Genomic DNA, 26,041 nt, shown 5'->3' with positions numbered 1-26,041 from the left:
ACAGATGGAACCCAAAGAACTCGACAAGCCTGATCAAGCCGTCGCTGATTCTGCGGCCGGGCAACCCGCCCAGCCAGGGCGGAGTTATGCAGGCATCTTGGTCCATCATGGCGCAGCGCCCTACAAACATGACCCTACCAACCAGAGCAGTTACTACGTCACCCTGGAAACACCCGACGGCAGCCAGACGCTGTGGGGGGCAGGGCTTGAACAGGCCATGCACGACACAACGGCGCAGCGCGGCGAACCTGTATTGATGGACTACCAGGGCGACGCCTGGGTAGCGCGCTCGATCGATGCAACTGCACTGCCGGCCTACAACGTCGAAGCCGGTGGGATGAGCGCTGGCCAACCCCCACACGCCAGCCAGGCACAAGGCAGCCCAGACTTCGACGCAAGCGTGTTTGACGCCATCATGAAGGTTGCCGGCGAATTGAAGCCCGAAGGCGCTTCGCTCGACCCGGAAGAAGTGCGACGCATCAACGCCACCCTCCACGAGTCGGATGCCGCCAATGCTGCAGACGCGCCCAACCGGCAGGCGCGAGAGCGCAACGCTGCCGAAACGCTGCTGCAAGGCAGTGCCGAGCTCGTGGGTGGCGTGGCTTCGCTGACGGGTGCAGCCATGCAAGGCCTGGGCAAGGGTGCCAGCGCGCTGGCCAGTACCTTGCGTGCAGGCACGAGCAAGCAGCCTGAAGAGGCCGCTGCGGCGCAGCCGGCAACGCAGGAACAACCTGCCGCTGCGGGTGAGTCTGCGTTTGCTGAAGAGCTGGCTGGCCGGGTGCAGGTATTGCCCCGCCTGTCCGAATACCGGGTGGATCAGGTCGAGAAAGCCGCCAGCAATTACGAGAAGGCTCATCAGGCTTTCTGGAACGCGGGCGAACTGCCCCAGGTTCGTGAACAGATCGAAGCACGCGCCGTACAAACCGGCCTTACCGTGCCCGAAGTGGTCGAGAAGATGAAACCCGACGGTGAATTCACCGACTTGCACGAGGCATTCGTCGAAGCCGTAGGGCAGTCACCGGACGCACAGGCCAGCAAGAAGGCCATGGACAAGGCACTCACCGGCTGGGCCAGGCAGTACGGCCGCGCCCAGGAAGAGCTGCTGAACCCCGAGACCGAAGGCAGCCCGCATTACGACAAGCTCAAGAACCGGCTGGAAAACTCCAGCGAGAGCATGCACCACAATGCAGGTAACACCCCCGCATTCGCAGGCGAATCGCAATCGCACCTGGAGCGTTTGCAAGACGCCATGCAGCGCATTTTCGAGCGCCTGAAGGAAATGGTGCAGGGCATCGTCAGCCTGGTCCGCGGCAAGCCTTCAGGCTCATCGCAAGACAACGGTTTCACTCCCTGAGGCCAGACACGCGTACACGCTCACCCCCCAGCCAATGCCGAACGGGAGCCATGAGGGCGCAGGCATTCATCCAAGCAAGGAGAACGGAATGAAAGAGTACAGCAACTGGAAAGAAGTCACCGCCACGCCAGAGGCCCATCTGGACTTCTTGCGGGTGGTTGACGCCAGCCTGGAAGAGGGCCTGGGTGGCAAAAACCTGTACGAGAAGCTGGCGAAGGAAATCACGGTGAATGGCAAGGCTTTCAGCCAGGCCTTCCACTTGAACAACCTGGAAAACAACTCGGGCAACTGGGACACCGACGAAACCCCGGACCCGGTGAAACTGGAAATCGTCCAGTTGACCTCGAAGATCAAGCAGGCCGACCCTGGCTACGACCTGGCCCACTTCACGATCGGCTATGAATACATGATCAGCGAGATGAAAGAGCGCGGCGTGGAAGTGGACGCGGGCCTGGACCACAGCGAACCTGCGCCCAGAAACCGCAGTGGTTCGGATTATGAACCCGGCATGTGACGGCTGGAGGGGCTCGGTGAAAGCAAGCATGACGATAGTGCTGGCGCTCGGCGCGCTGGCCATGGCGAATGCCACCCTGGCGCAGGACGCCCCCGCGCCCCGTGAGGAGCAGTGGCAGGAGCTACCGCGCAACACCACCATCTACGTGCCTGTGCCGAAGCAGGTCACGCCGGTGGCCGCTTACCGTTCGTGCGCCAATCGCTACGAAGGCGAAAGCTGTGACTTCTCCACCCCTCGCCAGGGCGTGATCGAAGGCACCTGCCAGGCCCCGGAAATGCGACAGCCGCCGGCATACGGCTACGAAGTGCAGCAATACCCTGCGCAGGTACGCACGGCGTTGGTATGCGTACCCATCGACAGCCAGGGCACGCCGGGTGATGCCCCCGCCAACCCAGGCCACGAGTCGCCCTACGCGCCTCAGCCTGCGCCGCCACCCGCAATCGACCAGCCTGCTCAATAGCCCCTCGGTACCCCTTGCGACAGGCAGCTGCCCTGGCCCGGCGCCTACGGCATTGGGTCAGGTTCACCCGCTTCTGGCCGGGGTGCAACCGATTGCAGCATGTCGATGATGAACCGATGCGTTTCGGGCAGCTGTTTCTGAAACGCCTCATCGAGCTCCGGGGCTATCTGGATATCGCCTTCACGCAGGCTATGCGCAACTTCTTGCCGGTAGTGCTCCACGAATCGCTCACGTACCAGCTGAGCCTCAGGCGTGCCATCGGCAACCAGCTCAGCCACAAGCGCCTGCGCCGCATGCGCGAACACCAGGGTTCGATTGTATTGCTGCGTCTTCAGGCCGGACTGCGCAAACGTGGACTGGAACTGCGTTTCCATCGAATCGATGGTTGCATGCAATAGCCGATTGGCTTTCTTGAGCGCGGCAACCTCTTCGGCCAGCCCTGCTTCCGGTCCGCCCTCCTGCGCCCCGGCGCGCCTGGCCTGTGCAAACTGCAGCATCTGCCCGTGCATCAACTTGATCAGTTCACGCTGGCGCTCTACTTCGGCCCGCAGTTGCACGGCTTCGTCGAAGTACTGGCGAACATAGTCACGCAGCGGCTCCAGTTTTTCGTTGGCACGCGCCGCCCCGGCATACCAGCCTTGCGAGTACCCCTCTTCAAAGCCCTCCTTGTGGCCCTCCTCAAGGCCTTGCTTGCGGCCTTGGCTGCGGCCGACATGAAGGTTGGAGATTGCATGATCAAGCGACCCGGTATACCCGCCATCCAGGCCGCCACTGCGCCGCCCTGCCCCCCAGTTATGGTCCATTGCTGCCTCCAGGCATCTGCATATCGCCGGCACACGCGCTGCCGACATCAGCTTCAGGGTGAATCGGTCAGCCCATTGCCCGCGAAAGGGGGCGGATCAGGGCTACTTTGTCGTGTGTACTTCAGCCCCGGCGGCCTGCTGGGCATCCGCCTGAGGCAAAGAAAAATCAGTCAGCCGGTGCAAGGCAACCGCTACCCAGTCACCCCCGAAACGCTCGTCCTCCAGCACAGACTTGAGCGCGAGAATCGGCACACAATGCCTTGCATCGCCTTGGACATAAAATACGGCCATCCATTCCGGCAGCAAGTGTTCCGTGCCTTCATGGGTTTCAACGCTGAACATCAACGCAAGCGTCCCGGGCATCGCCTTCACCTCCTGGCTGGGCAACGCATCGGCCAGCCAGAAGGCCACTTGCGCCAATTGGTTGGCCTGAATCGGCAACAGTGCGATCACCTTGCGCCCGTCGTCATCAACCACGATGCCCGGCTCAAGGTCGAGCATTTTTGCGCCGTAGCCGATTGCCGCGTGCCGAACGGGCAGTGATTTCAGGTAATGCTCCAGCAGCGTGTACATCTCGAAAGCCGCGGGAATGTCCTTCTGGATGGCAGGCGAGCTTTTGGCCATAACGCTGACGAAGCCACCCCCTGCCTGCGCAAAGATATCGCCACTGATGGCCTGCGCCACAAAAGCCTCGAGTTCATACAGCGTATACATGGTCCAACTCCCTCGCACCGGCTCGGCTAGAATGAACTTCAACCTGCTGAAAGGTCCAGCCGGCAGTCGTTCGTGTTTTGTATGTTTGCAGCCCACACTTCAAGGATGTAGCAATGACCCATCAGTTTCACTGTGCATTTCAACCCGCGCCCGGCAATGTCGGCGGCGTGCTGAACATTGGCCCTGCCTCGGTCAGCATCGACCTTGAAAACCTGCGGCTGTTCGCCGATGTGGTCGGGCAGATCGAAAAGCGCCGGGCGGCTGGCGCAGCAAGGTCGGAGATTCTGGGTGAATGGGCTGGCAGTGAAAGCATTGACTGGGCCCATATCGGCTTTCACTCCTGCCGCGAAAGCTACAGCTTGCGCTACAACGGGGTAGCCTGGGAGGCGCCAGCCGACGCCACCATCGCCGCGGCCGCCGAGGCGCGGTTGTTCCTGGACAACCAGCGCCTACAGGCCTGACCCATCGGCATGGCCCTGGCCGTTAACGATTGACGGGCGTGCTTGCCTGATACTGGCCGAAAAACTCGAATTCAACCCGGCGGTTGGCGGCGCGGCCATCTGCAGTGTCGTTCGGGGCAATGTAATCGCCCACTTGCCCTTCGGCACTGATCTTCGACGCTGCCACCCCCCGGCGAACCAGGTGCATCTTCGCAGCCTGGGCCCTGAGCAAGGCCACACGGCGGTTCGCCTCTACCGTGCCAACACCGTCGGTGAAACCCACGATCTTCACCTGCAGTGCGTCTTGCGCGGAGCGCACCAGGACGTCGCCATCATCGGCACTGGGGCTGAACCGTGAGTGGCCGAAGGCGAAATTCAGGGTCATGTGGTTGATCGAGGACTGGATGTGGTCCTGCCGCGCACGAATTGCCAGCAGCTCCTGGCGGCTAGCATTGGCATCGGCCTCTGCAGCCGCCAGACGAACCCGCAGGCTCTGGATCTCGACATTCAAGGCGTTGATGGTCTGCTGCATGTGCGCCGTGTCCTGCCCCTGGGCAGAAGGTGCGGCATAAGGGACCGGCGCCGCGGGGCTTTCTACCAGTTCGAACCCTGCGAAAGCCCTGGGCACCATTACCGCCGACATGACGGCCAGAACAAGCGGCAGCACGCTGCGTGGGGTGGCAAGCACGGTGTTCATACATCTCTCCAGTACCGCAGGATCACGAAAACGATGACGGACCAGGCATAGCCCAGCAACAGGGTGAGCATGCCTGCGAGCAAATAGGTTCGCAGCGGGTCGATAGCATCCTGGCCAAGCGGCTGCAGCCCAGGAACCAGCGTGGCCGGGAACCATGCGAACAACACCGCTACCAGCGGCGCGAGCCACAGGCCCAGGCGCAGACGATGATGGTCACCTTCGCGCGTCCACCATGCGTACCAGCCCAGACTCAACAGGTACGCAGGCAGCAGCATCACGCTTAGCAGCAAGGTCGAAAAGGACAGCGCGGCGGCGTAGAAACGTGGTGATCCTTGCGCCATTTCACCCATCAGGGTTGCAATGACCGCGATGGCAAAAGCGACAAGCGCCGCCAGCAAAGGCACCGACAACAGCCACAAGGCTGCGCGGCGATCGCCCACCACCCTCAGGCCCGACTCCACGGCAAGTGGAGGTAATGGGTAGGACATGCCAGGAAACTCCTTGTAAGGGCCAGCTGAACGGTAAGGCCCAGCGCAAACGCCGCAACAACTGACAGCGAAGTGCGTCAGCCACTGCTCGACGTCCTGTCAATTATCAAAATGGCCTGTTAGAAAAATGTTGATATGGATAGCGAGTATGAATTTGAGGCCTTGCCCCGTCAAGGTTTGAATCCTGCTCATGAGCAGCTGATCGCTTGACCCTGGGCAAGGCGTAGCGCACACTCGCCCTATGCAAAAAACATTTTTCTGACAACTAAAATTGATAGCATTTTGTCATCCAGAAGGATCTGACGCATGAACCCCCTGCAACTCGCCCTGCCGCTTTTGGTTTCGCTCGCCTGCACCTCGGCCTACGCAGAAAAAATCGACCCGTCAGAAGCCAGTGCCCGCCTGACCCAGGCGCTCACTTGCAAACGCAATGTATCGCCCGAGCAGTTCGAAGCCTTGATCAAGGCCGCGAACGGTAAAGCCATCGTCCAGGCATCGGACCTGTCCGACGGTGAATTCACCGTTCCAAACCCGCTGGACGTGTACGGCCGTCCCGTCACCCGGCTGTCGCTGCACCCTGGTTCCAATGGCGAAGGCGACTTCAACGCCTACGGCGGCGCATTCAGCGGCGAAAGCATCCAGACGGTCGCCAAGCTGGCCGACATTCCCAAGGACGAGGTTGGCGACTACAAGAAAGAAGTCGGCAACCATGACCTGTGGCTTTATGCAGACGGCAGCGATACCTACATCAGCTGTTCGTACGATGTACGCACGGTGGTGAAAACCCTCAAACGCAAAGCGCGCGAGGCAGCGGACGCAGTGCAGCGCGTCACCCAGTAAGTGCCAATCACCCTGCGTTGAATGGAGTCACGCCATGAGCTTCAGAACACTGGCTGCCAAGTTTCTGGAAACGGTCAAGGACGACCTGGGCATCCCCGCCCGGCTGCGCCGGGTCATCGCGCAGGCGCCGAACATTCGAATGCGGGTGGATGACACCGCCGCCGTCATCGCCTCCTCGAGCGTGGTGCGCTGGCATGAGTGGTCGAACCATATCGGCTTCAGCCAAGGCAGCGAAAAGAACGGTGAGGTCAGGGGCTGGCGCGCCAGCGACGGCCACTACCAGAGCGAACACCGGCATATCCCGGCACTCGCCCGACTGGGCAGCAGCGAAACCACGGCCCACTTCACCTGTGACATAGCTGACGTGACGGGCCTGTCGGCCTCCAAGTCCGACCTGTATCGTTTCTACTCCATGCAGCAGATGGCGGAACAGGCCTGCCAGGCGTTCATCCGGGATGTGAGCCAGGAAGGGCTTGCGCAAAACCTGCGCTGGCCCGAGATCGGCATTGTTCATGGCACCAGCGACTTCCTGGTCCAGTACGACTGGGATGACGGACTGTACCTGGCCAACAGCGGTGGCTCGCATCATTTCGTCGCCGCCCAGCATATCGCCAGGCAGTTGCAGCAAACTGTTGCGCTGCAAGGCCGCCTCGTCCGTAACGGCCTCGATGCCGAAGCCGCTGCCCAGCTGAACGATGACTACGCCATCTACGCCGTCACCAAGGACGTGTTCTTTGCTGAAGGTCTCGAGGCCATGCGCGACTTCAAGGCCACCCACTACTGGGGCGACCTGCCGCAGCCTTATGACAATGGCGTAGCCATCTTCCTGCCCAGAGATGAAGCACGCTCACGCAAGGTCGCAGAGATCTTCGAGAGTGAAGGCTTTACCAATGTGGGCGAACTACTGATGGCGCTGGCCTCTCCCGACGCCACAGTCGAGCGTCGCGCCCGCCAGGATGAAATACGCAGCCGCATACAAGCTCTGCCCGAACTGGAAGCTAAGGTCGGCGCGGCGCACTTGTTCGGCAAGCACGCAGCAGCCAGCCTTCGTGACGAGTTGCCGACCGCGGTGAATTGGCAAAGCGTCGAGCAAGCGACAATGGATGAAGCCTTTGGCGTGCACCGGCTAGATGCCCAGAGCGTTTACGATGCGCTGGCCCGGCACAGCCCAGGCGCCATCTCCAGCCAGGCCTTGCACACCCTGCGCGCCACGGTGGACGGCTATGCCGCCCTGCATGAGCACCAGGTGGCCAAGCAGGCAACTCCGCAAGCACCGAGCCCAGACTGATCGGCCCCTGCAGGGGCAGTTTCATTCCGGGCTAAGCGGAGCAGTACTGGTCTGCCAGCTGGTGGACACGCTCCGCCGATTGCGTCTGCGCCTGGGCCTGCTCGCAGGCCCATCGCAGTGTTCCGGCATCAGGAACATAGTCCTCACCGCTCGCCTTCTTGGCCACGAACCACAGCGCACGCATGACGAAAAGCGGGTCGCCGCTCAGGCGCTGGTCATCCGCCGCCTGCATGTGGCCGACCAGTGCCTGGGTCGCTTTACCCAACCCCTTGTCCCGGCTGAACTGCACCAGGTTGCCCAGCTCTTGCGGATTCATTGAAGGATGAATCGTCAGTGGCGTGCAGCGCTCGGAATCGAGCAAATCCCAAAATGTCACGCCGTCCTTGCAGACCATGCCCACACGGCGACCACCCGCCATGTCATCGACCTCGATGAAGCTGCCTGGCTGGTATTTGTGGATTTTCATGTTCTAACCCTTACCGATTGACTGGCCGACCATCGCCGGCAACAGGTGCATTCTAAGCAAGCAGGTTGCAAAAAGCGTTACTGCAGTGTGTGCCATCGCCCGTATGTGTAACAGCATTGGCTCACTCAGGGCGCTGGGGCCTCCCAGGCAACGGTTCGCTGCTGCTCTGGCACAACAGGGCAGTCAACCATGGCACGAACCCGTGGCCTGCCATCCGCCCCGGCAATTTCGTATTCGTCTTTCAAGCTGCCTTCCGGCCGTTCAGCGATCCATTGCGCAACCTGAGTGAGGCCCTCGCGAATGACCCCCGCCTGTGCACCTGGCGCCACATGCTGCATGTCTATTGCGATCAGGATGCCGCGCTCTCCCGCAAATGCCGGCGCCTCACGCACAGCCTCCAGGCTGCCCACCCTATTGCCATTGGTATCGTGGAGCGCGATCGGGTCATTGATATTCAGCGGCCCTCGATTGCGGGTCAACTCACCGGCATCGGCAACAATGCGGGCGGCCTCGTAGCCAAAGCCCAGGTCAGCAAAGGCAGAAGAACCTTCGGGATCGACCCGAAGCACTGCATACTTCGCCGACACGCTCGCGCCGGGAAGAGGCACTTCCTTCAGGGCCAGGCGCTGGATATGTTCGGCCTCCGGCTTTGAGCCCGCGAGCAATGACGAGAGCTCTGCCAATTGCTTGCGCGGCTCGGCGGCATTGGCATCGAAGTCGTCATCGATCAGCTCCATGGCACCAGCCATGTTTTCTGAAGGGTTATCCGGCACGGCTGAATCGTTGCTGACCTTGCCGTTCCACCCAGCCAGCGTCTGCCCCACATGCCTGCCTATTTGCTGGATGAGAGGTGCAGCGAGCGAGCGATCATTTTCGAAAATGACTTTACGACCGCTCACTGGATGGTCGAAGGGTTTTCGTTGCCATGCCATAAACCCGGACGTGCTTTCCCACCCAATAAAATTCAATGTGCCGCTCTCAGCAGGAAACGGCCGGTTATTGATGCGGGTGTAAGACCCATCCGCTTCCCGCTTGAACGCTTCATTACCCTTGAGCAACCGGGAATCAATCAAAGCCTCCTGCAACCGCTCGGGCTGTTTGATCAACGCATTATATTGCTCGATACGCTCAAGCTCTTTGGCCGGAAAATTCACCAGTTCCACGCCTGCTGACTTCAAGCGGTCATACATGAACGCAAGCGGGCCAGCTGCCAGCAAGTCATTACGGTAGCCACCCCCAACCTGCGAATGGGCCCCTGCAAACTTGACCTCTTCGATGCGCGAGTTGTCGTCATTGCGCAGCGCGCTGGTCAAGGGAAATGTCGCACGGTATTCATGCATGGCCACCAAATGCGTGGTGGACTTGACGTTGTTACTAATCTCCAGGTTTTTCCTGACGTGGCTTTCAGTAATGGGAATACCGTAGGAGGCAACCGTGTCAAAAATGGCAAGCTTGTTGATTTGCGCCTCACCAGGCGGGATCAGGTAATCGTCGGTGGCTTTCCATTGGCTGTCGAGTCGGGGCACACCACGGTCGATCACCTCGTTGGTAAAAGCACGGGCCTGCGCCGCCCCGCGACTGAAGCCGATCACATTCAATTCAATATTCAGATCAGGGTTCTTGTTGCAGAACGTGACGAAGGCATCATAAGCCTGCTCGATCCGGTTCTGGCTGCCGCGCCCTGTGCCCCGCTCGATCAAGGCGATAGGCGCATTACCCTTCTGGCTCCCCACCCCATCAAGGTAAATTTTCTCCGACTGGCCGGTAAGGCCGCCAGGGCCATATTTGCGGGGCGCAGCGCCGGAGTTGAGGGAAAGGTTGGTGCCGTGCGCGGTGTCGTATTCATAAAGCCTGGCCACATTGGTATGGCTACCGAGAGGCGTGTCCCTGTCCTTGTTGTTATCGGTGCCATCCATGTAGACACTAAAATAAATTGTATTAGTCACTTCATATCCCTATGAACAAACTGCCGCATCAGCCCTGATTCAACCTCAGAATATGCGCCTTTATGGCCTGCCCGGCTGCCTCGACAAGGCTCAGATAGAACGGTTTGCCCAGGCCGAGCAACGGTGATCCCTTCAATGATTCGGCCGTTGCCTTCAGCGTGATGACGCCGAATTGCTCGGCGATGATCTCGATACTGCGCTGGCGCTTTCCAGGCTGGTCATATGGCTTTTGATACCACGTGGCAATCTGGTACTGGGCGTCCTCTCTTTCGAATGCCGCGTACAAGTGCTGGGCCAGCGCAATAACCGTTTCACGAATCAGCCCAGGGTCGATATCGCGACTTTCCAGCAATGCCTCGAACGGGGCATTGGCTACCGCCAGAAGATCTCCAATGGTGTAACCCGCCATCGGCGGAAACACACCAGGCGGCAGCTCAACGGCTGGGCCACTCCCTTCATTTGAACTGTCTTCGTCGTGCATAAAAACTTCCTTGGGCTACAGGTAGAAAATCGGCCAGCCTTGTTTCACGTTCCGGATACTTACTGCAATCGCAGCACGGCCGCATGGTAGAGCAGCGTCAGGTCCTGCCTGGCATTCAGCACTTCACTGTGAAAAACCGCCGACACAAAAGGCGCCACCCTGAAAAAGTCGGGCAGCACCTCCGGCGCAGTGGCGTGAATAGGGAACACCGGATTGGCCGGTGCAGCCAACTGGAATTCATAACCAAACCCACCCAACCCGGCCCGCTCGGACAACGCCTGCGCAATGCACAGCACCGAGACCAGCCCGATGTCCGCTACATCATCAGCGTACAGTTCCCCGCCGTCATAGATGAACTGCTCACCGCGCACGATGGCCTGGTCAGCCAACCCGGTAAGAAGCCGTCGAAGCTGGTCTTCCAGTTGATTCTCATCCATGCGATGTCTCCGCCAAGCGATCCGAGTCGCGTATCAAGGTGCGCACACGATTGCGCGTCATCGTCCAAGACAACCGAAGGTTTGAAAAATTCCCACCCCCGCAGGCAGCCGACGGACCGTTATTGCACCCACGAAATGCCAAAACAAGAGCGGCACTTTGCCGCTCATCGACCCTCTTCATCGTCGTCTTTGGCGTTAGCCGAACCAGCCCCGGCAGGAAGCCCAGCGTCATTGAACTGCTGCCCCCGGGAGCCGGTAGTTTCAGGAGCAGCATCAGCCGAAGCGGCCTGATCCTGGCCCGCATCACTCCCGGCCGGTGCCGAACCACCCTTGAGCGAGTCCTTGAATGCCTGAACCCGGGCGCCCGCACCTTCGTGGTACGCCGCCTTGCCTTCTGCCTTGGCAGTCGAGAAGGCTTGCTTATAGTCAGCCCCAGCAGCGCTGGCCGTGGAAGCCAGGCCCGCACCGGCAGTCAGCGCGCCGGCCCTGACGCCGTCACGCAGCCGCCCGCCCATCGAACCAGAGCCCGAGCTTTGGAAGGATTCCACCCCCGAACGCCCTGCCGATAGCGCGGCGCTCCCCGCGCTGCGCAGCGACCTGGCAGTTGCAGCAGTGCCGCCCGTGATTGCCCGCCCCAGCGCGACACCAGCAGCCTCGGAGCGCTTTTCGCCAAGGCTTCGCGTGTCACCCGACTCGGCCGAAGCCTGTGCGCCTGAATCCCGGGCAGCTGCCCCACCGGCGCCCTGGCCGTTGGCATTAAGCAGAGGTGTTGCGCCACCCGCCCCGCCTCGAGGCCCGCCACCTCTGGGCCCGCCGCCAGGCGAAGAGCCATCGGGCGGCGGCAGCTTGCCTTTGTCATTACCGAGGCGCATGCCAGAACCCGAACCCTGAATGCCTGCGCCTACAGAAGCCATACCGCCCCGCATCTGGCCGACAGCATTGGTCTCACCCAGGTCGCCAATGCCTGCACCGATCCAGCGCAATACCTGGTCAGGCAATGTCTGCGGCAAGCCGAAGATCATGTACAACACAGGCAACAACGTCAGCCCGAACACCATGAACCACCAGGCAAAGGTCAGGAACTCGGAGATGGCACCTACACCACCTGAAGAAGACACCACTGCCCCCCGCATGGCAAAAAAGCCCTGGGCGATATAGTCGATCACCGGGTCTGACACCAGCACTGCGGCAAACAGCCCCAGAACAGCCAGCGCAGGGCGGGCGAACAGCGAAAGCAGAAGCAGGTAACCCTGGGTCTGGGAGCCTACGAACGTTCGATCCGGTGTCATGTGCATGACCGCCCACAGCGGCGCAGCAATGATCGACTGCAGCACGGCCAGCACCCAGCCAACAAAGACGATCATGAACAGCGTGTACGGCAGGCTTGGAAGAAAGACCGCAAAGTAGAACGCCAGAGGCTCGATGTACGAGGCCATCAGGGCGAGCTGCTTGACCGGCACGGTCATTACCCAGTCCCAGAGCGGGGTCACAACCTTGTCCAGATCAAGGCCGTTGCCCAAGCCCTTGACCGAGGAAAGCGCGCCGGCAATCACCCGAATCGCTGTCCCGGCAGTCTTGATGGCTACATCGGCCACAAGAATGCCGGCACGCGCAACGGTCAGGTAATCGCCCACACACTTCATGCGATTGAGCGAGCCCCCCATCTGCCCGGCCGTTCCGCACAGGGGTGTCTGCCCGTTGCTGCCCGCACCCGTGGCAATCTCCACCACGTTCAACATGACACTGTTGACGTACGAAGACATCTTGGAGTCCATGTCAGCTTTCAAGGACCCGACGTTGATATCGCTGTTGGGGTCCTTGGGAATGAGGCTGGCAATATCCTCAGGCTTGGCCGTGGTCGATTGCTTGTACCCTGGCTTCTCTTCTGACTTCTTGTCGATTGCCTCGGTGACCGTGGTCACGCTGTGCGTCAGCAGAGAGGCCCGGGCATCGGCAGGCAGTGCACCGAGAGAAGGCGCACTGACCGAACCGACCGGCTCGGACAGCACCCCGGCAATCTGGCCTCGGACCATACCCACGCGCTGGAACCATCCGCCAGCCGCCGACCAGCCATCATCGGTCAGCGTGCCGAGGAAGTCCTTGAGGCCATTGTCGACATCGCCCTGATCACTGCTCACCTGGGCGAACAGTTGCGTGGCCACCTTCTGCTCCGCCGCGTTCACGATGGTATTGAACTGGTCGGAGTCGACCGCATCCCAGCCAGCGTCGTTGATCGTCGCAGGCCAGCTTCTCACCCAGGTGTCCAGCTGGGTCATCATGCCCATGGCCGCTTCGCGCTTCTTGCCCTGCACATTCACCCGCAGCGATTCCAGAGCCCTGGCCATCGCCTCCGTCTGGGTCTGTGCCGAATACACCGCCACCTTAACGGTGCCACAGAAAGCCGCCCCACCGGCCAGGTTTGTATCGGCGTTGCGGTCCTTGATTTCGAAGACGTATTCCGTGCGGCCATTTACCGTGTTGAGCTTGTCCTGCGTGTTGTTCGCCCTTACTTCGGGAACCGCACCGGATGCCGGGTTGTTGCCATAGATCGAGTTGGCCGCCTTGGCACAATACGACGCCGCCAGGTAGCTGCGGGCGAAATCGCGCAAGCCGTAGAAATTGCCAGGTGAGTTAACCCCTTCGACGATGCCGTTCGGCGACAGCACGCCCATGGCCATGCCTGCTTTGTAGGTGCCATTGGCAAAGCCGACGCCCCACAGGGAAAACATCAACACAATGAGCTGTATGAAAGAGAAGCCGCTTGTTGTGGGCAGCAACACTGCGCCGCCCGCCACGATCCGTACCGGCGTCCACAGCGAGGACCAGTTCTTGCCCATCGCCTCCCCGTCGTTGGCCGTGTTGGTGACACCCATTACGGCAACGTAGGAAACGATCAGCGAACCGATGATGAGGATCCCGCTGTTGAAGAAGCCGAACATCGTCGCGAGGATATTGGCGCTTGCCTGCACAGCGTTGGGGTCGGTGCCTTTGACCAGGGCATCGATTACCGGGCCAAAGATCCTGCCAAGCATCTCGACTGACTGGTCGGTGCAGGCGTTTGCATCGCTGCACGGTGAAAACGGCATCTGAGCCATTGAGAATACCTACCTGAATCGAGTTGCGGACGGTTGATCTAAATCGTTCGCGACGAATTCCCCTTGGAATGCTCCGTCGTCCTTGAATTGAGCTCGCTGCACCCGGTAGGCGATGGCTTACACCGATGCTTTGAGCCTGAGCTCATGATACTACTCTGCAGGCATGATCCTGAAGATATGGAAAACGCGGCAATCTTAAACCACAAATGACAAAAAAATCAAAATAATGCTACGAAAGAAAATTAACAAAATCTGGATCAATACTGATCATGAAGCCGTGCTTTTAGCGAAACGGGGAAAGCGACCAACCTGTAAATTCGTGAAAATTCCGAAAATTTGGCTTAAAGAAAGAGATATGAGCGCGAAATTTCATAATTTGGCCAAAAATGAGATTTTTTGAACCTTCGGGCTAGCACGTTATTCAGATGCCGGCGGGAGCCCCGTCAACCTGCCTTTTCTGCACAAAAAACGTACAGAAGGCTCTCAATTGAACGGCTTACAGGCTTGTAAAGTTGTGTAAATAGACATTTCACCTACTGGTCAGCACACGAAAGGGGCGGCATGATTGGCCACAACAGCCCGTTTTTAGTGGGCCTCCCGCTCATCAGCGTCCTGATGAGGGCTTTTGAGGACACAAGCCAGCGCTTGCTCAAGGGGATACCTGATTCAACCAAAAAACCTATTTATCCGACTCAAGCACAAGAAAAATAACAGTAAAAATGCTATGGTCACTCAAGCAAGCGAACCGCAGGGTTCGCGGTGGACTGGCACAGCACGTCAGCGCAGACTCATTCGACCGCCCGCATCAGCCTATGCGCCTGGGTACGGCGAGCCGCACAGGGAAGCAGATGTTGCTGAATGCCGACTGACTCGGGCACGTTCAAGCCCCGTGAAAAAACGACGGACATAGATGCAGCTATCAATACGCGATGCGAGCCGATTCGTGATCGGCGCCGGGCTAATGCGACAAAAGGCCATCGAGGCCTCAGGCAACCCGGCAATCAGCCTTGGCAACGTAGCGCAAGCCGCCCTGCGGGAAGGCCCTGACGGCCAGAAAGTCCGCCAGACGATCGACACACTGGCCGATCAAGCGTCTGAATATTTGCGCAACACGCCTCCCCACACCCTGCGCTCCGAGCGGATAATGCAAAGCAGAGAAGCCGAAGCCAGCGCATTCACAGCCATCCATCGTGCCGTGATCAGCAGCGTAACCCTGGAAATGGCCAGCCCGTCCGTGAGGAGTGGCGCCGAGTCCGAGCTGCGCCAGTCGCTGCTCGATGCACTCGAAGCAATCGACAATACCCCCGGCTCACGGGCAGACAGGGAAGGTTTGCTGGCCTCCGTGCGCGATCAGGTAATCGCGGCCTCCTCCGACGCCGACAGCATGAAGCGGATGGTGCGTGAAAGCGAACAAGCCTACCTGGCTGCCGACCTGGACAAGACGTTCGCCCGCTACGCCAACCCATCGCTACCACGCAGCGAAAGCAGTAACGACTACAGCATGTAAGGATTCAAGCCATGCCGACCCCGCAGGAATTTCAGAGCTTCACCGCCTCCGTGTTCCCTTCCCAGGCGGCGGAGACTGTCATTGCCAAGCAGCCCGTACTGGCCGACTACGGCCGTGAGCTGCGCAACGCAATCAGCCAGCTGCCACCTGAAGCCACACGGACGCTGCTCGGCGATTATGGCCAGGCATCCCCAGCGCTCATGACGTCGATCGAGGACTCCATCCTGCTTCGTGAATTTGCCCACGAACGCGTGGCTCAGCAGGCGGACGTCAGCCAGGAGTGGCTGAACACTGCCGATACGCAACGGACGGGGATCGATGAGTCAGCGGCAGCTGCGGACGACACCTGGAACGCAGAGCCCTAGCCTGACAAGCAGGCAAAAAAAACCGGACCTGCGTCCGGTTTTTTTGTGCCTGCTTCCGACTACGAGGTCGGCCCATCACAGGTTATCGCGAAGCGGTCTTGAACTGACGAGTGCTGTCTTTGCAACCCATGGATGCAACCGTGAACAACACTTCATACCGCGTGTAGGCGCTTGCAGAAACACGTGATGGCCTGGGGCCTTTGTCTACGGTCTTGCTGTAGGCAAGCACCGCATCGCACGCTATCGCATCCACCACCTGGCTGCTGACCTGAGAGGCACGCTGGCGCATACCCAGTTCGAACTGCGCATCATCCAGAACAACCGGCGTACGTGCCGGCGTGGTCGCCAGCGCTACGTGGGCGCCCTGGGACTCTCCCAGCAAGCGCACGGCAATGGTGATGCCGCCGCTGCTCTCGATACGCGGGTATCCGGCAAACCGCGCGGTGAACTTGTCAGCAGCCGCCAACTGGCTGACAGTGCGGCCCACCACTTTGGCCCAGTACTCATTGGGCGGGTTCGAAGGATCATAAGCTGGCGCCCCCCGATCATAGGGCTTGCCCGCCATCCTCAGCTGCTCCTGGCGCAAGAAGTAGCTGGAGCGGCACTTGTTGCTGATCTGCGCGTCCATGGGGCGCCCAGACTTTGCGCTGTAGAGCAGGGCAGAAGCACACTCCAGCTCAAACTGCCCGTTGAGATACAGTTGCTCGCCCGTGCCAAGCGGGCTTGTTGTCGGAACAAGGTTGATCCCTCCCCCACCTGCGCCACCTGCAATCCCGGTAACGAGGCTGCCAGGCATCATCGAGGTGAGCGAACTGACAGCCTCGTCCGAAAAACGAATCTTGGTGGTCCCATCCGGCATCTGCTCGGTGGTTACACAACCCGCCATCGCCGCAGCGGCCAGCAGGGGCAGGATGAGTTTGCACTTGGTCATGCTCGTGTCCTTACTTGAAAAATCTGCTTGAGCGCGTCAGAAGAACCGCCCCATGTCTTGCTGCTGTGCCTTCACCTTTCGCGTCTCGCGCAGCTGACCCACCACATCGCCCGGCCGCATCGCAAAAGCCTCGCCACAAGGCTCGCCGACCTCAGCCACATAGCCTTCATGCACACTCACCCGCACGAACTGGACGAACCTGGCTTGAGCCATGAGTTCGCGCTTGCCCTGATCGTCGACAAAAATGCCAAGCGCCAGCGGCGGCATGCGAGTGTCCATGAAGTTGACGCTCTCAACCGACAAATACAGCCGGTCGGATACGTAGGCAGCCTCGAAAGGCATGCACCCGGCCCAGGCGGCCTCGAAGGGCTGCACACCCACATACAGGGTGTCCCCTTCCAGCGCAAAGCTGAATCGCCCACTTTGCATGGGCGAGAGCAACATCACGCGGTCGTGCTCAGGATGGCGCAGCACTTCGTCCCGTTTGAAGTTCGCCGTCCAGCGCAGAAAGTTGGCGTACGCCACCACCTGCCTGGCGGCCCGCGCTATCCGGGCTCGCTCATCTGCGCTTATAGCCGGCCCGACATCCTTATGGCCTTGGGTTCCCATCAAATCAGTCCTCGTGCTTTTTGCGCTTTTCCAGCATCCCGAAGAAATCATCAAGAATCTTGTTCAACATCTTTTGCGGCGTATGGCCAAAGTTCTTGGCATGTTCCGACACCCGCTCATGATTGTCGTTGCGCAAGGTGTAGGCATTGGACGGATCTTTTTTCCGGTTACGGAACGAGATCAGCCCAGAACGGCGCGCCATCGACATCATGCGCTCATAATCGGTATGCGAAATGTTGAACTTCTTGCGGATATCGACCTTGGTCAGGCGCTCGTCCGCCTTCATCAGCCGCACCGACTCCAGCATCAGGTTGTGCAACTGGTTGAGCCGCACCAGGTGATTGAAGCCACTGTCGATCTGACCTCGCTCAACGGCACCGCGGTCGGTGTCCGGCCGGGCCAGCCCGCTGGAAAGGTTTTTCAGCACGACTTCATCGGACAGGTCCAGCGGGTTTCGGTTCTTCTTGGTTTCCTTGAAATCGGGCGACTCGCCACTGAGGTAGTAGACCGAGCCCTGCTTGGCTATTTCCACTTCCAGGAACGAGCAGGCAACCATGAAAATGTCTTCAGTGCAGAGCTTGCGCGACACGCCTTGCTGAATGGCTTCGCGGCTCAGGGGTTCGCCAGCTGCGCGCATGGCGGCATGGGTGTGCTTGGTCCGCTGAATGTCCTGGACCATGTTGAAATACGATTTCAGCGGCAGCACCTTGTCGGACAGGTTGACCAGCGGGTGCAACTCTTTGACGGTGTCTGCCAGTACATCCGGCGAGGGGACCAGCAGGGACCGCAAGCCTTGGGCAAGCGACAACAACTTGGTCCCGTCTTTCACTTCATTCGCTGGTCGCATATACGTACCTAAGGTTTTCCAATCCAAAATAGTCTTAAAGTGCCTGCAGGGAGAGCAACACCCTGCTCAAGCAGAACAGCACGGAAGGCTTCGCGGCCCTTGCCTGCTCTTAATCTCCAATCCTGGAAAAGAACCACCTTCGGCACCGCTTGGCAACAATCGGGCAAAGCGAAAAGGCATTACGCCATTTCACACGCCCGCAAACCAGCGAAAGGCATAACCCATCCCTCAAGATGGAAGCAACGGCAATCATTGCGGTGCCAGGCACCCGAGATCGCCGCCTTGACCTGGGTCAAGGCCCATGGACTGAAGCGTCTGCTTGGTAAGCTCCACCTGCGCCTTGATTGACTCAGGGTCATTCGCCATCTGCTGCGCGACAGCATTTTCAATCGGCGACGGGGAGGAAGCAAGATGAGACATGGTGGCCATTACCGCAACCACTACCAATGGCGGAACAACCCAGGCCAATGCAGTCTTGCGCCGGCGCGATCGGGCCTGGCGAGCTGCATCATCGGCGGCCTGTTCGCGCAGGGCCTTGCGTGACGGTTGCGGCGCCGCCCCTGCAAGCTGTGGCGCAGCCACGGGAAGCGAAGCATTAAATGCCGCCGGCTGCAGCTGCCCACCCACCCTTTGAGCTTCATCGCGCTGGAAGTAGTCGTTCAGGGCCTCGTTCAAGCATTGCGCAAGGGCCTGGCGAACGGTGTAGGCAACCAGGGCCGGATCAATGTGGGTCAGCGCGCCCTTGCGATCTGCCTCGGCATGGAATACCAGCTGCAGGGCGGCCAGCTCGTGGTTGGACAGCGCGCCAGTGGCATCCTCGATTGCCAGGCTGACGCTGCCCTTCAGCAAGCGCTGATGACCATCGTCTTCAGCCGTATCAAAACCGGCAACCAACAGGGACAACTGCTGAAACCCCTTGGGAATACGCACGGTCCGGGGCGCCCGCAGCACGTCATGGGGGCTCTGGCTGTCGAACACCACCAGCAAGTGCTCGCCCGAGCCGAAGATGCGGATGCCGGGATCGAACTCGAAGTTCGGCGCTTTGGATTTCATGTACGTTGCTCCTTAAAGTTTCCCAAAGATGTCTTCAAGTACGACGGCCTGTGAAAGGCCCGTCATCATCCTTGGCTTCCCTGTGCGGTGGTCGATGAAGAACGCAGCCGGGACACCCGCCTGTTCCTTGCCGTTGTTTTCGAACGCGGCAAACAGGAACGCCAGGTTGGTGCTCAACTGTTCGACCGTTTCCGGCGATGGCTCAGAGCGGATCTGCTCGTGCTTGCCCAGCACTCGCGCCAGCGTTTTCTGGTCCTTGGCCTGCAGGATAGTGGCCGCAAGCGGGACGCCATCTTCCGGGTTGCCCAGCGCTGCTGAGGGGATCCACTTGATCGAGTGGCCCTTCGCCGCATACGCCCGCGTCAGGTTGTACGCCTCCCGGCAGTATGGGCAGCGGGGGTCGATGATGATGTAGACGGTATCGCCAATACCGCCCTTGCCTTCCTTCACCCCGGCAAGGGAGTCGACCGTCTTCATCGACTCCGGTACAGCCCCTTTGAAACTGCCATCCATCGCTGCGGCCTCACGCACGTTCGGTGCGACAACCGGCGACATCATCGGCGCGGCAGGTGCAACAGCAACGGCTGCAGGAGCAGGAGCAGGCGCAGGGTTGGCGACCTGCGCAGCGCCCGGCAGGAAGGCGTCGGAGATGTTGGCGCCCGATTCGGCATTCCAGGCCACACCGGTGAACAGCACCGCAGAATCCGGGGTGCTGAACAACACCACCTGATGGCCGTTTTTTTCCACCGTCCAGGCAGTCAACCCGCCCAGGCCCACCGGGCGGGCGTTGACGATGCGGCCATAGCGCGATACCCGTTGCGCGGTCAGGTCATCGAGTTCCTGCTGTGCCTGAGTGGCCGGCGCAACGGCTTGAGCGGTGATGAAAGCAGAGAGGTCCGCCGTTTGAGCCGGGGCGGCATGGGCGACTGAAACCCCCGCCGCAAGCACCGCAAGCACGGCAACAGGTCTAGCAAACACACCCTTCATGGCTCAACGTCCTTATTAATAATCCAATACGACCGCATTCTAACAAAAAAGCAGAAAAAGGCACTAAAAAACAAAAAAGGGACATATTGAATGATGACCCTCTGACAGCGAACTGCCGGCTCAGCAGTGCCACTTCATGTCATTTTCTCATCGTGCATCGCCTTCCGTGCCGCGGCTTCCTTCTTCCTGGACGGCCTCGTAACGCTTCTTGTCGGCGTCAGTATACTTGTACGCCGACATGGCCTGTTCAAGGCCATTGACTGCCTTGTCCAGCTGGGGCTCCGCCAGCGATGCACCTGCCTTGCACTCATAAAGGAAGTGCGACAGGATGCCCGGCGCCTCCGGGAACCCGGCCTGGCGCCCGATCGTCTGCAGGGCATACCACATGTCCCTGTCGAAAAAGCGCAGCCAGCGCATCTCGGCGGGAGGCAACACGCCCAGGCGCCGCGCCTGGAAGAACATGGCGAAGATGATGGTCCTGACGAACGCATGGGCATGCAGGATCGCACTGGCGTTAGGGTGCTTTATGTATTTCTGGATGATTGCCCGCGGCACCTCCAGTGGCACCTCAGGCTTCAGCCAGGCATAAGGGTCGGCGGCACCAGCGCCTTTACCCCCCTTCGCCGAAGGCGCCTTGAACTGGTCCCAACACCACGCAACCATGTAGTCGCTGTCGGCCATCGCCGCCTTGAAGGCTTCGTCATCGAGCGACGTGTCTGTGGCAACCACCCGTGGCAAGGCAATTGCCACCAGCAGGGTTTCCGCCGCAGACAAGCTGCCAACCCGGGTCCAGTGCTGGCCCAACTGACGCCGCATCACTTCGGTGGCCTTCTCACGGTCGAGCGTCGGCGCCCAGCTTCGGTCCGACTGCGCTTGCCAGCCACTGATCAGCAGATGCTCGTAGGCAAACTGGCGGGAGGTCTGCGACATGCCGAATACAGGGTGGTCCAGTGGCTGGGCGATCAGGTCGAGCTCGGCGAACATCCGCAGGTGCGGGTACTGCGCCTTGTTCTCTTGCACATAGCTCTTGATGTTGTGTGTCCGGGTGAACCTGAGCTTGGGGTGGGTCTTGTTTATGCGCAGGAACATGCGCACCGAAAGCACTACCATGAGTACCAGCAAGAACCCGTTCATGAACAGGGAGGACGAGGTAATTTCGCCCCACGCCACGTTTGAAAAGTCACGCTGGCAGGCGCCCACAATGCCGTCGGGCGCACACATGCGCCCGACCCATTCGTTGATCGACGAAATACCCGGTATGTCCGCAAAGTCGCCAAGCACGCTCGGCAACCAGAGTTCCACGTAGCGGATGTAGGTGTAGGCGGCGGAAATCTTTTCGTGGGCGAAGTACCAGGCACCCCACCCCCCCAGGTAAAGCACCACGATGATCCCTATCAATATCGCGGGATCATCCCACGTGAAACTTTTTTGCCCACCGCCTTGCTGCTTCATTCAACGCCCCTTCTGCCGCCACAAAGATTTTCGCCGGTCATGCCTGCCGTGCCCCTACCTGACCAGCTCTTTGAGGATGTTGTGGGTGGTACGCACACGCCCCACCATGAACACCGCAGCCTGACGAAAAACAGCGCGTACGGTCATTTTCTTGACCACTTCGATGTAGACCAGCCCGAGCGTCATGCACAACGCCAGCGGCAGCAGAAACTTCCACAGCGCCGGCACCAGCAACAACAGCAACCAAGGCAAGGCAGCGCTTGCGTTGATCACGAAGAAACGTGCGGGTGGAGCACTTCTGCTCCAGTGATACCGTCCTGTTGCCATGTTCTTCCCCTGAATTCTGTTGGGTAGCCTTTACGAGAGCCCCGGCTCAGCCGTGGCGCAAGTCGCGGGCAGCCGCTTCGTTGATCACGCCCGCTGCCAGCAGGCGGTCCGCCTCGGCAGCAAACGTATGCCCTTCATCGCGCACGAACTCGGCGACACGCTGGGTAACCCGCCCCATGTCGGTCAGGTCCATCAAGGTGTCACGCACCTGCTCGGTGAACTTCAGCCAAGAGCGCGCCGCCGTGCGCTTGCCATCGACCGTTGGCACCAGCTTTTGCGCCATCATGAAACGGCTGGTGTCGACCAGGTCGTAGATGGCCGTCGCCCGTTCCTGTTCGGGGAAGCGGGAGATCATCCGGCGCATGATCGCCGCCACGTCCTTGGCGTGGACCGTGCCGAACACCGGGTGGCCAGTCAGCGACAGCTCGACCGCCGCACGAATGGTTTCCTGGTCTCGCAATTCGCCAATTACACACAGGCCGGGGGCACGCCGCATGGCCTCGCGGTTGGCCCGGTAGAAATCCTTGAAGTGCGTGGGAATTTGCGACTGCACGAAGATCGAATGCTTGCTCTGGATCTTGTCGTAGGTGAACTCGATCGGCTCTTCATGGCTGATCAGGTTGCCCTTGATCGGCGTGTCGTTTTCCAGAATGAAACGGTTGATGGCGGCAAACGTGGTGGTCTTGCCATGGCCCGTGGCCCCGGCCACATAGACGATGCCATCACGCGGCGTGGCCATTCTGACGATGTCCTCGCTCAAACCGACGTCCTGGATTCGGGGCGGGTCATCGGGAATGGCCCGGATGACAATCTGGCACGACGTATCGCCATGGCAGGCAATAGGCGAGGCGTTTACCCGGTAGGCATAACGCAGGCGGGCGCCTCGCGCATCCTTGCGCTGCGGGTCGAACAACTCGTACCGCTCGTTGACCGCCGTCCCGGACACGATATCGGTAGTGGCGGTGTCCCGGTTGGCCGCCATCTTCAACAGTTCGTTGACTTCCCCGACATCGAGCGTACGGCGGGTGACCGCATACAACCGCCCGTACTTCTTCACCACCACCGGCAATGCGGGCTGGATGAAGATATCGCTGACGCCATGGGTAAGGGTTTCCAGCATCATCGCCTTGAACTGGTCGGCGCGGTCGAAGCGAAACGGGTCTTCGTAGCTGGTCAGCCGCTCCAGGCGCTCGATCAGTGCGCCCGGCTCCAGCATCATCACGTCATCGTGGAAGTCCTGCTTCATTGCGGCCCGCCTTCACCGGCAGCGGGCTGCGTGCGCAAGCGGCTGCCACCGGGGGCCGCGAATGCCTCGGCCGCTGCAGGCTGACGGGCGGCGGCCGGCGACGGTGCCGGGTTTGCGGCACGGGCTGGCGCAGCACGTCGCACCGGATCGGCGGTGGTGGAGGTGGCAATCGAGCTGCGCCAGACATTCATGTTGTCGTTGAATTCTGGCAGCGCCGTGATGCGCAACAGGGTTTCGTCCACCGCCATCGACCGCCCTTCCTTGGTAACAGGGATGGCCGCTCCGGAGATGATCGGCAGGGTGACCTGGCCGTGGCGGGCAAACTCACTGAAACGGCGCATGCCATCGATATCGCGGTTCATCCGGTCGAAGCCGTAGGTCAGCATCAGGTTTGCCTGCTCGACGCCTTGCTTCCAGCCTTCACGTACAGCCAGTTTCCATACCCGCTCTTCCTCGTCGGAACGCGGCACCAGCGCAGAAACCAGCGAGGTGCGGTCGAAGCTGGGCAGCGGGAAGGTCAGGTACTCGCGCCAGCTTGGCGGAACGGACGAAAAGCGCGCCTGCGATTCGATCTTGTAGGCCGCCCCCGACAGGCGCAGCGTGTAATCGCCGTCCTGGTTGTACAGGTGGCGCGCCTCGGTGATCACCGGCGGCACCACGCGGTCCTGGATCATCAGGCTGCTGAAGTCATAGACCGTATCGAACTCGCGCTCGCGCACCTTCAGCGCCTTGTTGATGTTGGTGAGCTGCCAGGCCAGGCCAGCCTTTACACCGACCTGCAGCGCAGCATCGAGAATGGCTTCGCCACGGGCTGCCGATGCCTGGTTCTTCTCATCGCGCATGGCCTCGACAGCGGACTTGGCATCGCCGGTGTCGCCCTGCTGCTGAACGTAGGCAGGCTTGTCATAGAGGCGCTCGGCGTCCTCAAGGGTCATCGGGGGCATGTCCATCGCCATGTTCAGCCCCTCCCCAGCGCCAACGGTACCGGCTTGTAGATCAGGCGCAGGGTATTGGTGCTCTTGTCGAGCACCACATCGGCACCGGTGTCGATCTGCGCGCCCACATCCTTGAGCACGTTGATCGGGGTAGCCTTGCGGACCCACACGTTGATGGGCTTGAGGTCCACACGCTTGCCGCTCTCGACGTAGGCATAGCCGTAGCGGCTGGCGAAGGTCTGCAGCAGCTCCTGGGGCTTGCCGATGAAATCGATATCCACCTGGTCGGTGTCGACCGCAGCCTGGCGAGAGGCGGCTTGCACACGGTCAGCGTTCAGGCGCGACACGTAGTTGTGCTGAGAGTTGACCGCTACCGATACCTTGTCGGCGATGATCCGGCTGGCAAACGCCTCGGTGTCGTCGGTGGTCGGTTTGGCAGAACTGGCACAGCCCCCCAGCGCAACCAATGCCAGCAGCACGCCTCCGGCCTTGCAGCAGCGTGCACCCATGAGCATTCCTTTCATTTAAAAACTCCTGAAGTTTGTCATTCTGATCGACCCTGCGCAGGGGCAACCTGCGGCGGCCTGGTTACTGGTAGCTGACCACCAGCCGGTCATGGCGCTGCCGTTCAAGGTATTTGCCCCATTTCACCGCGAGCGGGATCAGGTCTTTCTTGTAGATGTCGTTGAATTTGCGGGTGCGGGAGTGGTAGTTGGCCGCACGGGTCCAGAAGTCCTGACCATTGTTCTCGGCAAGCTTCTGGCGCAGCAGCCAGGCCGCCAGCTCTGCGTTGTAGCAACCGCGCCAGGCGACATCGGATTTGGTAATGGCCGGGTACGAGGCAAATACGCCTTTCGGCCCCCAGTGGGTGGTATTGATCTGGAAGTGGCCAAGGTCGAAGGTGCCGTTGCTGTTCGACACGCTTTGCCCGTTCTTCCCGCTCTCCTTGCTGGAAATGGCCAGCAGCACGTTGGCCGGCACACCCTGGCGCTGTGCGGCCTGCACGACGCAGTCGATATCCGCAGGCCGCACGGCATAGAAGTCGTCGGCCAGCACTTGCGCAGACCACAGCGCCAGCACGGCGACTACCCATTGGAGCCCGTTGCGCGCCATGTTCAGATAATCCACTTCTGATGCTGGAACCAGAACCAGAACGCGCCTTCGACAAACAGTTGCCCGGTCGAGACCTGCCAGCTGCGATAGGACTTCTTCATGCCGAATACCCACAGCGCAAAGCCGATCGACAACCAGTTCAGGGCGATCATGATGCCGGCGCCGGTCGCCAGCATGTAGACGAACCCGACAACGGCGAAAAGGCTGGCGATGAAAAACGCCCTGGAATGCAGCCGGTGGTTGCGGGCGATACGGTCGAGTTCGTCGCGCTCGATGGTCGTCAGCTGTGCCTTGACGCGCTCATTGCGGTAGCGCGCAGCATGCTCGCGGACCTTTTTGACATTGTCCTCTTCGAACAAGGCGAAGTCACAGTTGTTGCAGCCCCAGCTGTGCAGCACACGCAGCTTGCCTTTCGGGCTCTGCTCAAGCTCCTGATGATCGCCTTCGGTCTTGAGCAGGACCCCGTGCTCGCACTCGGGGCAAGTGGGGCTGAAATTGGAACGCCACAGCGACTTGATGTGCTGGTTGCCCATGCGCAGCTGGTTCACGCCCAAGGCCGCCATGGGCATGGTGATGAACGCGAACTTCGCTGCCTTCTTCCCTGAATCGAACAACCCCATCACGTCACCCTGGCATGCAAAAATTC

At 60.3% G+C, this 26,041-nt stretch carries 29 protein-coding genes; 8 read left to right on the top strand and 21 right to left on the bottom strand.

Annotated elements, in window-relative coordinates; translation table 11 throughout:
* Positions 1-4: 4 nt before the first annotated feature.
* From LU684_RS17870 to LU684_RS17860, 3 genes are all read left to right on the top strand, one after another.
* A complete protein-coding gene (locus tag LU684_RS17870; protein WP_232894875.1) occupies positions 5-1,354 on the top strand; it encodes a hypothetical protein in 1,350 nt (449 codons plus the stop codon).
* Positions 1,355-1,442: 88 nt separating this feature from the next.
* Positions 1,443-1,868, top strand: a complete 426-nt coding sequence (locus tag LU684_RS17865) for a hypothetical protein (protein WP_016489270.1) — start codon at positions 1,443-1,445, stop codon at positions 1,866-1,868.
* A 28-nt stretch (positions 1,869-1,896) separates the two neighbouring features.
* Complete coding sequence (locus LU684_RS17860; RefSeq protein WP_224372387.1) at positions 1,897-2,328, top strand: hypothetical protein; 432 nt, start codon at positions 1,897-1,899, stop codon at positions 2,326-2,328.
* 44 nt (positions 2,329-2,372) lie between these two features.
* On the opposite strand, the gene LU684_RS17855 is transcribed toward LU684_RS17860, so the two are convergent.
* Positions 2,373-3,131 carry a hypothetical protein gene (locus LU684_RS17855; protein WP_016489272.1) on the bottom strand — a complete coding sequence of 253 codons (759 nt, stop codon included), beginning with the start codon at positions 3,129-3,131 and terminating at the stop codon, positions 2,373-2,375.
* A 102-nt stretch (positions 3,132-3,233) separates the two neighbouring features.
* Positions 3,234-3,845, bottom strand: coding sequence for a hypothetical protein (locus tag LU684_RS17850; protein WP_016489273.1), 612 nt, complete (start codon positions 3,843-3,845; stop codon positions 3,234-3,236).
* A gap of 113 nt (positions 3,846-3,958) precedes the next feature.
* Here LU684_RS17850 and LU684_RS17845 point away from each other — a divergent pair, with 113 nt between their 5' ends.
* The gene (locus LU684_RS17845; RefSeq protein ID WP_016489274.1) at positions 3,959-4,306 is read left to right on the top strand and encodes a hypothetical protein; all 348 of its coding nucleotides are present in this window, start codon (positions 3,959-3,961) and stop codon (positions 4,304-4,306) included.
* Positions 4,307-4,328: 22 nt separating this feature from the next.
* On the opposite strand, the gene LU684_RS17840 is transcribed toward LU684_RS17845, so the two are convergent.
* Together LU684_RS17840 and LU684_RS17835 are read right to left on the bottom strand one after the other, a co-directional pair.
* Positions 4,329-4,982: an OmpA family protein gene (locus tag LU684_RS17840; RefSeq protein ID WP_232894874.1), complete on the bottom strand. Its 654-nt coding sequence runs from the start codon at positions 4,980-4,982 to the stop codon at positions 4,329-4,331.
* Complete coding sequence (locus LU684_RS17835) at positions 4,979-5,470, bottom strand: hypothetical protein (protein ID WP_016489276.1); 492 nt, start codon at positions 5,468-5,470, stop codon at positions 4,979-4,981. The genes LU684_RS17840 and LU684_RS17835 overlap by 4 nt, the downstream gene beginning before the upstream one ends.
* Before the next feature lie 306 nt (positions 5,471-5,776).
* On the opposite strand from LU684_RS17835, the gene LU684_RS17830 reads away from it, so the two are divergent.
* Positions 5,777-6,310, top strand: a complete 534-nt coding sequence (locus LU684_RS17830) for a hypothetical protein (RefSeq protein WP_016489277.1) — start codon at positions 5,777-5,779, stop codon at positions 6,308-6,310.
* Between the two features lie 34 nt (positions 6,311-6,344).
* Positions 6,345-7,598, top strand: coding sequence for a DUF6685 family protein (locus LU684_RS17825; RefSeq protein ID WP_232894873.1), 1,254 nt, complete (start codon positions 6,345-6,347; stop codon positions 7,596-7,598).
* 31 nt (positions 7,599-7,629) lie between these two features.
* Here the strand turns inward: LU684_RS17825 and LU684_RS17820 are convergent, their stop codons facing one another.
* The 5 genes from LU684_RS17820 to LU684_RS17800 form a co-directional block, all read right to left on the bottom strand.
* On the bottom strand, positions 7,630-8,064 hold the full coding sequence (locus LU684_RS17820) for a hypothetical protein (protein ID WP_016489279.1): 435 nt from the start codon (positions 8,062-8,064) through the stop codon (positions 7,630-7,632).
* A gap of 125 nt (positions 8,065-8,189) precedes the next feature.
* Positions 8,190-10,010 carry a phospholipase effector Tle1 domain-containing protein gene (locus tag LU684_RS17815; RefSeq protein WP_232894872.1) on the bottom strand — a complete coding sequence of 607 codons (1,821 nt, stop codon included), beginning with the start codon at positions 10,008-10,010 and terminating at the stop codon, positions 8,190-8,192.
* Between the two features lie 28 nt (positions 10,011-10,038).
* Positions 10,039-10,491, bottom strand: a complete 453-nt coding sequence (locus LU684_RS17810) for a hypothetical protein (RefSeq protein ID WP_232894871.1) — start codon at positions 10,489-10,491, stop codon at positions 10,039-10,041.
* A 59-nt stretch (positions 10,492-10,550) separates the two neighbouring features.
* Positions 10,551-10,928, bottom strand: a complete 378-nt coding sequence (locus tag LU684_RS17805) for a hypothetical protein (RefSeq protein ID WP_016489282.1) — start codon at positions 10,926-10,928, stop codon at positions 10,551-10,553.
* Positions 10,929-11,092: 164 nt separating this feature from the next.
* Positions 11,093-14,023 carry a DotA/TraY family protein gene (locus LU684_RS17800; protein ID WP_096426809.1) on the bottom strand — a complete coding sequence of 977 codons (2,931 nt, stop codon included), beginning with the start codon at positions 14,021-14,023 and terminating at the stop codon, positions 11,093-11,095.
* Positions 14,024-14,933: 910 nt separating this feature from the next.
* Here LU684_RS17800 and LU684_RS17795 point away from each other — a divergent pair.
* Positions 14,934-15,530 carry a hypothetical protein gene (locus LU684_RS17795; RefSeq protein WP_232894870.1) on the top strand — a complete coding sequence of 199 codons (597 nt, stop codon included), beginning with the start codon at positions 14,934-14,936 and terminating at the stop codon, positions 15,528-15,530.
* 11 nt (positions 15,531-15,541) lie between these two features.
* A complete protein-coding gene (locus tag LU684_RS17790; RefSeq protein ID WP_016489285.1) occupies positions 15,542-15,895 on the top strand; it encodes a hypothetical protein in 354 nt (117 codons plus the stop codon).
* Between the two features lie 82 nt (positions 15,896-15,977).
* Here LU684_RS17790 and LU684_RS17785 read toward each other — a convergent pair whose 3' ends face one another.
* The 12 genes from LU684_RS17785 to LU684_RS17730 form a co-directional block, all read right to left on the bottom strand.
* The gene (locus LU684_RS17785; RefSeq protein WP_016489286.1) at positions 15,978-16,826 is read right to left on the bottom strand and encodes a hypothetical protein; all 849 of its coding nucleotides are present in this window, start codon (positions 16,824-16,826) and stop codon (positions 15,978-15,980) included.
* A gap of 36 nt (positions 16,827-16,862) precedes the next feature.
* Complete coding sequence (locus LU684_RS17780; RefSeq protein WP_232894869.1) at positions 16,863-17,435, bottom strand: hypothetical protein; 573 nt, start codon at positions 17,433-17,435, stop codon at positions 16,863-16,865.
* 4 nt (positions 17,436-17,439) lie between these two features.
* Positions 17,440-18,282: a hypothetical protein gene (locus LU684_RS17775; protein ID WP_016489288.1), complete on the bottom strand. Its 843-nt coding sequence runs from the start codon at positions 18,280-18,282 to the stop codon at positions 17,440-17,442.
* Between the two features lie 249 nt (positions 18,283-18,531).
* On the bottom strand, positions 18,532-19,335 hold the full coding sequence (locus tag LU684_RS17770) for a hypothetical protein (RefSeq protein WP_096426810.1): 804 nt from the start codon (positions 19,333-19,335) through the stop codon (positions 18,532-18,534).
* A gap of 12 nt (positions 19,336-19,347) precedes the next feature.
* Positions 19,348-20,322, bottom strand: a complete 975-nt coding sequence (locus LU684_RS17765) for a hypothetical protein (protein ID WP_016489290.1) — start codon at positions 20,320-20,322, stop codon at positions 19,348-19,350.
* Positions 20,323-20,469: 147 nt separating this feature from the next.
* Entirely contained in the window at positions 20,470-21,774 is a 1,305-nt protein-coding gene (locus tag LU684_RS17760) for a secretion/conjugation apparatus DotM-related subunit (protein WP_232894867.1), read from the bottom strand.
* Between the two features lie 54 nt (positions 21,775-21,828).
* The gene (locus tag LU684_RS17755; RefSeq protein WP_172455929.1) at positions 21,829-22,101 is read right to left on the bottom strand and encodes a hypothetical protein; all 273 of its coding nucleotides are present in this window, start codon (positions 22,099-22,101) and stop codon (positions 21,829-21,831) included.
* 46 nt (positions 22,102-22,147) lie between these two features.
* Positions 22,148-23,347, bottom strand: a complete 1,200-nt coding sequence (locus LU684_RS17750; protein WP_016489293.1) for an ATPase, T2SS/T4P/T4SS family — start codon at positions 23,345-23,347, stop codon at positions 22,148-22,150.
* Positions 23,344-24,291: a type IV secretory system conjugative DNA transfer family protein gene (locus LU684_RS17745; RefSeq protein ID WP_224372393.1), complete on the bottom strand. Its 948-nt coding sequence runs from the start codon at positions 24,289-24,291 to the stop codon at positions 23,344-23,346. Before LU684_RS17745 ends, LU684_RS17750 begins: the two co-directional genes overlap by 4 nt.
* 14 nt (positions 24,292-24,305) lie before the next feature.
* Positions 24,306-24,806, bottom strand: coding sequence for a DotD/TraH family lipoprotein (locus LU684_RS17740; RefSeq protein ID WP_231995295.1), 501 nt, complete (start codon positions 24,804-24,806; stop codon positions 24,306-24,308).
* 64 nt (positions 24,807-24,870) lie between these two features.
* Positions 24,871-25,395 (bottom strand): transglycosylase SLT domain-containing protein, encoded by a 525-nt coding sequence (locus tag LU684_RS17735; RefSeq protein WP_016489296.1) that lies wholly within the window; start codon positions 25,393-25,395, stop codon positions 24,871-24,873.
* Between the two features lie 2 nt (positions 25,396-25,397).
* Positions 25,398-26,015: a hypothetical protein gene (locus tag LU684_RS17730; protein ID WP_232894866.1), complete on the bottom strand. Its 618-nt coding sequence runs from the start codon at positions 26,013-26,015 to the stop codon at positions 25,398-25,400.
* Between the last annotated feature and the right edge of the window lie 26 nt (positions 26,016-26,041).

Source organism: Pseudomonas sp. NMI542_15 (genome assembly GCF_021283425.1).
In the GTDB taxonomy this organism is placed as follows: Bacteria; Pseudomonadota; Gammaproteobacteria; order Pseudomonadales; family Pseudomonadaceae; genus Aquipseudomonas; species Aquipseudomonas fortuita.
The sequence above is the reverse complement of the archived record's forward strand: the minus strand, read 5'-3'. Positions and strand labels throughout refer to the sequence as shown.

Bases quoted from the DNA above. Each gene is read 5' to 3' on its own strand.
- LU684_RS17740 (WP_231995295.1), bottom strand. From the start codon at position 24,806: ATGAAAGGAATGCTCATGGGTGCACGCTGCTGCAAGGCCGGAGGCGTG.
- LU684_RS17750 (WP_016489293.1), bottom strand. From the start codon at position 23,347: ATGAAGCAGGACTTCCACGATGACGTGATGATGCTGGAGCCGGGCGCA.
- LU684_RS17810 (WP_232894871.1), bottom strand. From the start codon at position 10,491: ATGCACGACGAAGACAGTTCAAATGAAGGGAGTGGCCCAGCCGTTGAG.
- LU684_RS17760 (WP_232894867.1), bottom strand. From the start codon at position 21,774: ATGAAGCAGCAAGGCGGTGGGCAAAAAAGTTTCACGTGGGATGATCCC.
- LU684_RS17805 (WP_016489282.1), bottom strand. From the start codon at position 10,928: ATGGATGAGAATCAACTGGAAGACCAGCTTCGACGGCTTCTTACCGGG.
- LU684_RS17835 (WP_016489276.1), bottom strand. From the start codon at position 5,470: ATGTCCTACCCATTACCTCCACTTGCCGTGGAGTCGGGCCTGAGGGTG.
- LU684_RS17785 (WP_016489286.1), bottom strand. From the start codon at position 16,826: ATGACCAAGTGCAAACTCATCCTGCCCCTGCTGGCCGCTGCGGCGATG.
- LU684_RS17770 (WP_096426810.1), bottom strand. From the start codon at position 19,335: ATGAAATCCAAAGCGCCGAACTTCGAGTTCGATCCCGGCATCCGCATC.
- LU684_RS17870 (WP_232894875.1), top strand. From the start codon at position 5: ATGGAACCCAAAGAACTCGACAAGCCTGATCAAGCCGTCGCTGATTCT.
- LU684_RS17850 (WP_016489273.1), bottom strand. From the start codon at position 3,845: ATGTATACGCTGTATGAACTCGAGGCTTTTGTGGCGCAGGCCATCAGT.
- LU684_RS17775 (WP_016489288.1), bottom strand. From the start codon at position 18,282: ATGCGACCAGCGAATGAAGTGAAAGACGGGACCAAGTTGTTGTCGCTT.
- LU684_RS17730 (WP_232894866.1), bottom strand. From the start codon at position 26,015: ATGGGGTTGTTCGATTCAGGGAAGAAGGCAGCGAAGTTCGCGTTCATC.
- LU684_RS17790 (WP_016489285.1), top strand. From the start codon at position 15,542: ATGCCGACCCCGCAGGAATTTCAGAGCTTCACCGCCTCCGTGTTCCCT.
- LU684_RS17840 (WP_232894874.1), bottom strand. From the start codon at position 4,982: ATGAACACCGTGCTTGCCACCCCACGCAGCGTGCTGCCGCTTGTTCTG.
- LU684_RS17865 (WP_016489270.1), top strand. From the start codon at position 1,443: ATGAAAGAGTACAGCAACTGGAAAGAAGTCACCGCCACGCCAGAGGCC.
- LU684_RS17735 (WP_016489296.1), bottom strand. From the start codon at position 25,395: ATGGCGCGCAACGGGCTCCAATGGGTAGTCGCCGTGCTGGCGCTGTGG.
- LU684_RS17765 (WP_016489290.1), bottom strand. From the start codon at position 20,322: ATGAAGGGTGTGTTTGCTAGACCTGTTGCCGTGCTTGCGGTGCTTGCG.
- LU684_RS17745 (WP_224372393.1), bottom strand. From the start codon at position 24,291: ATGCCCCCGATGACCCTTGAGGACGCCGAGCGCCTCTATGACAAGCCT.
- LU684_RS17800 (WP_096426809.1), bottom strand. From the start codon at position 14,023: ATGGCTCAGATGCCGTTTTCACCGTGCAGCGATGCAAACGCCTGCACC.
- LU684_RS17795 (WP_232894870.1), top strand. From the start codon at position 14,934: ATGCAGCTATCAATACGCGATGCGAGCCGATTCGTGATCGGCGCCGGG.
- LU684_RS17830 (WP_016489277.1), top strand. From the start codon at position 5,777: ATGAACCCCCTGCAACTCGCCCTGCCGCTTTTGGTTTCGCTCGCCTGC.
- LU684_RS17855 (WP_016489272.1), bottom strand. From the start codon at position 3,131: ATGGACCATAACTGGGGGGCAGGGCGGCGCAGTGGCGGCCTGGATGGC.
- LU684_RS17755 (WP_172455929.1), bottom strand. From the start codon at position 22,101: ATGGCAACAGGACGGTATCACTGGAGCAGAAGTGCTCCACCCGCACGT.
- LU684_RS17820 (WP_016489279.1), bottom strand. From the start codon at position 8,064: ATGAAAATCCACAAATACCAGCCAGGCAGCTTCATCGAGGTCGATGAC.
- LU684_RS17825 (WP_232894873.1), top strand. From the start codon at position 6,345: ATGAGCTTCAGAACACTGGCTGCCAAGTTTCTGGAAACGGTCAAGGAC.
- LU684_RS17780 (WP_232894869.1), bottom strand. From the start codon at position 17,435: ATGGGAACCCAAGGCCATAAGGATGTCGGGCCGGCTATAAGCGCAGAT.
- LU684_RS17860 (WP_224372387.1), top strand. From the start codon at position 1,897: ATGACGATAGTGCTGGCGCTCGGCGCGCTGGCCATGGCGAATGCCACC.
- LU684_RS17845 (WP_016489274.1), top strand. From the start codon at position 3,959: ATGACCCATCAGTTTCACTGTGCATTTCAACCCGCGCCCGGCAATGTC.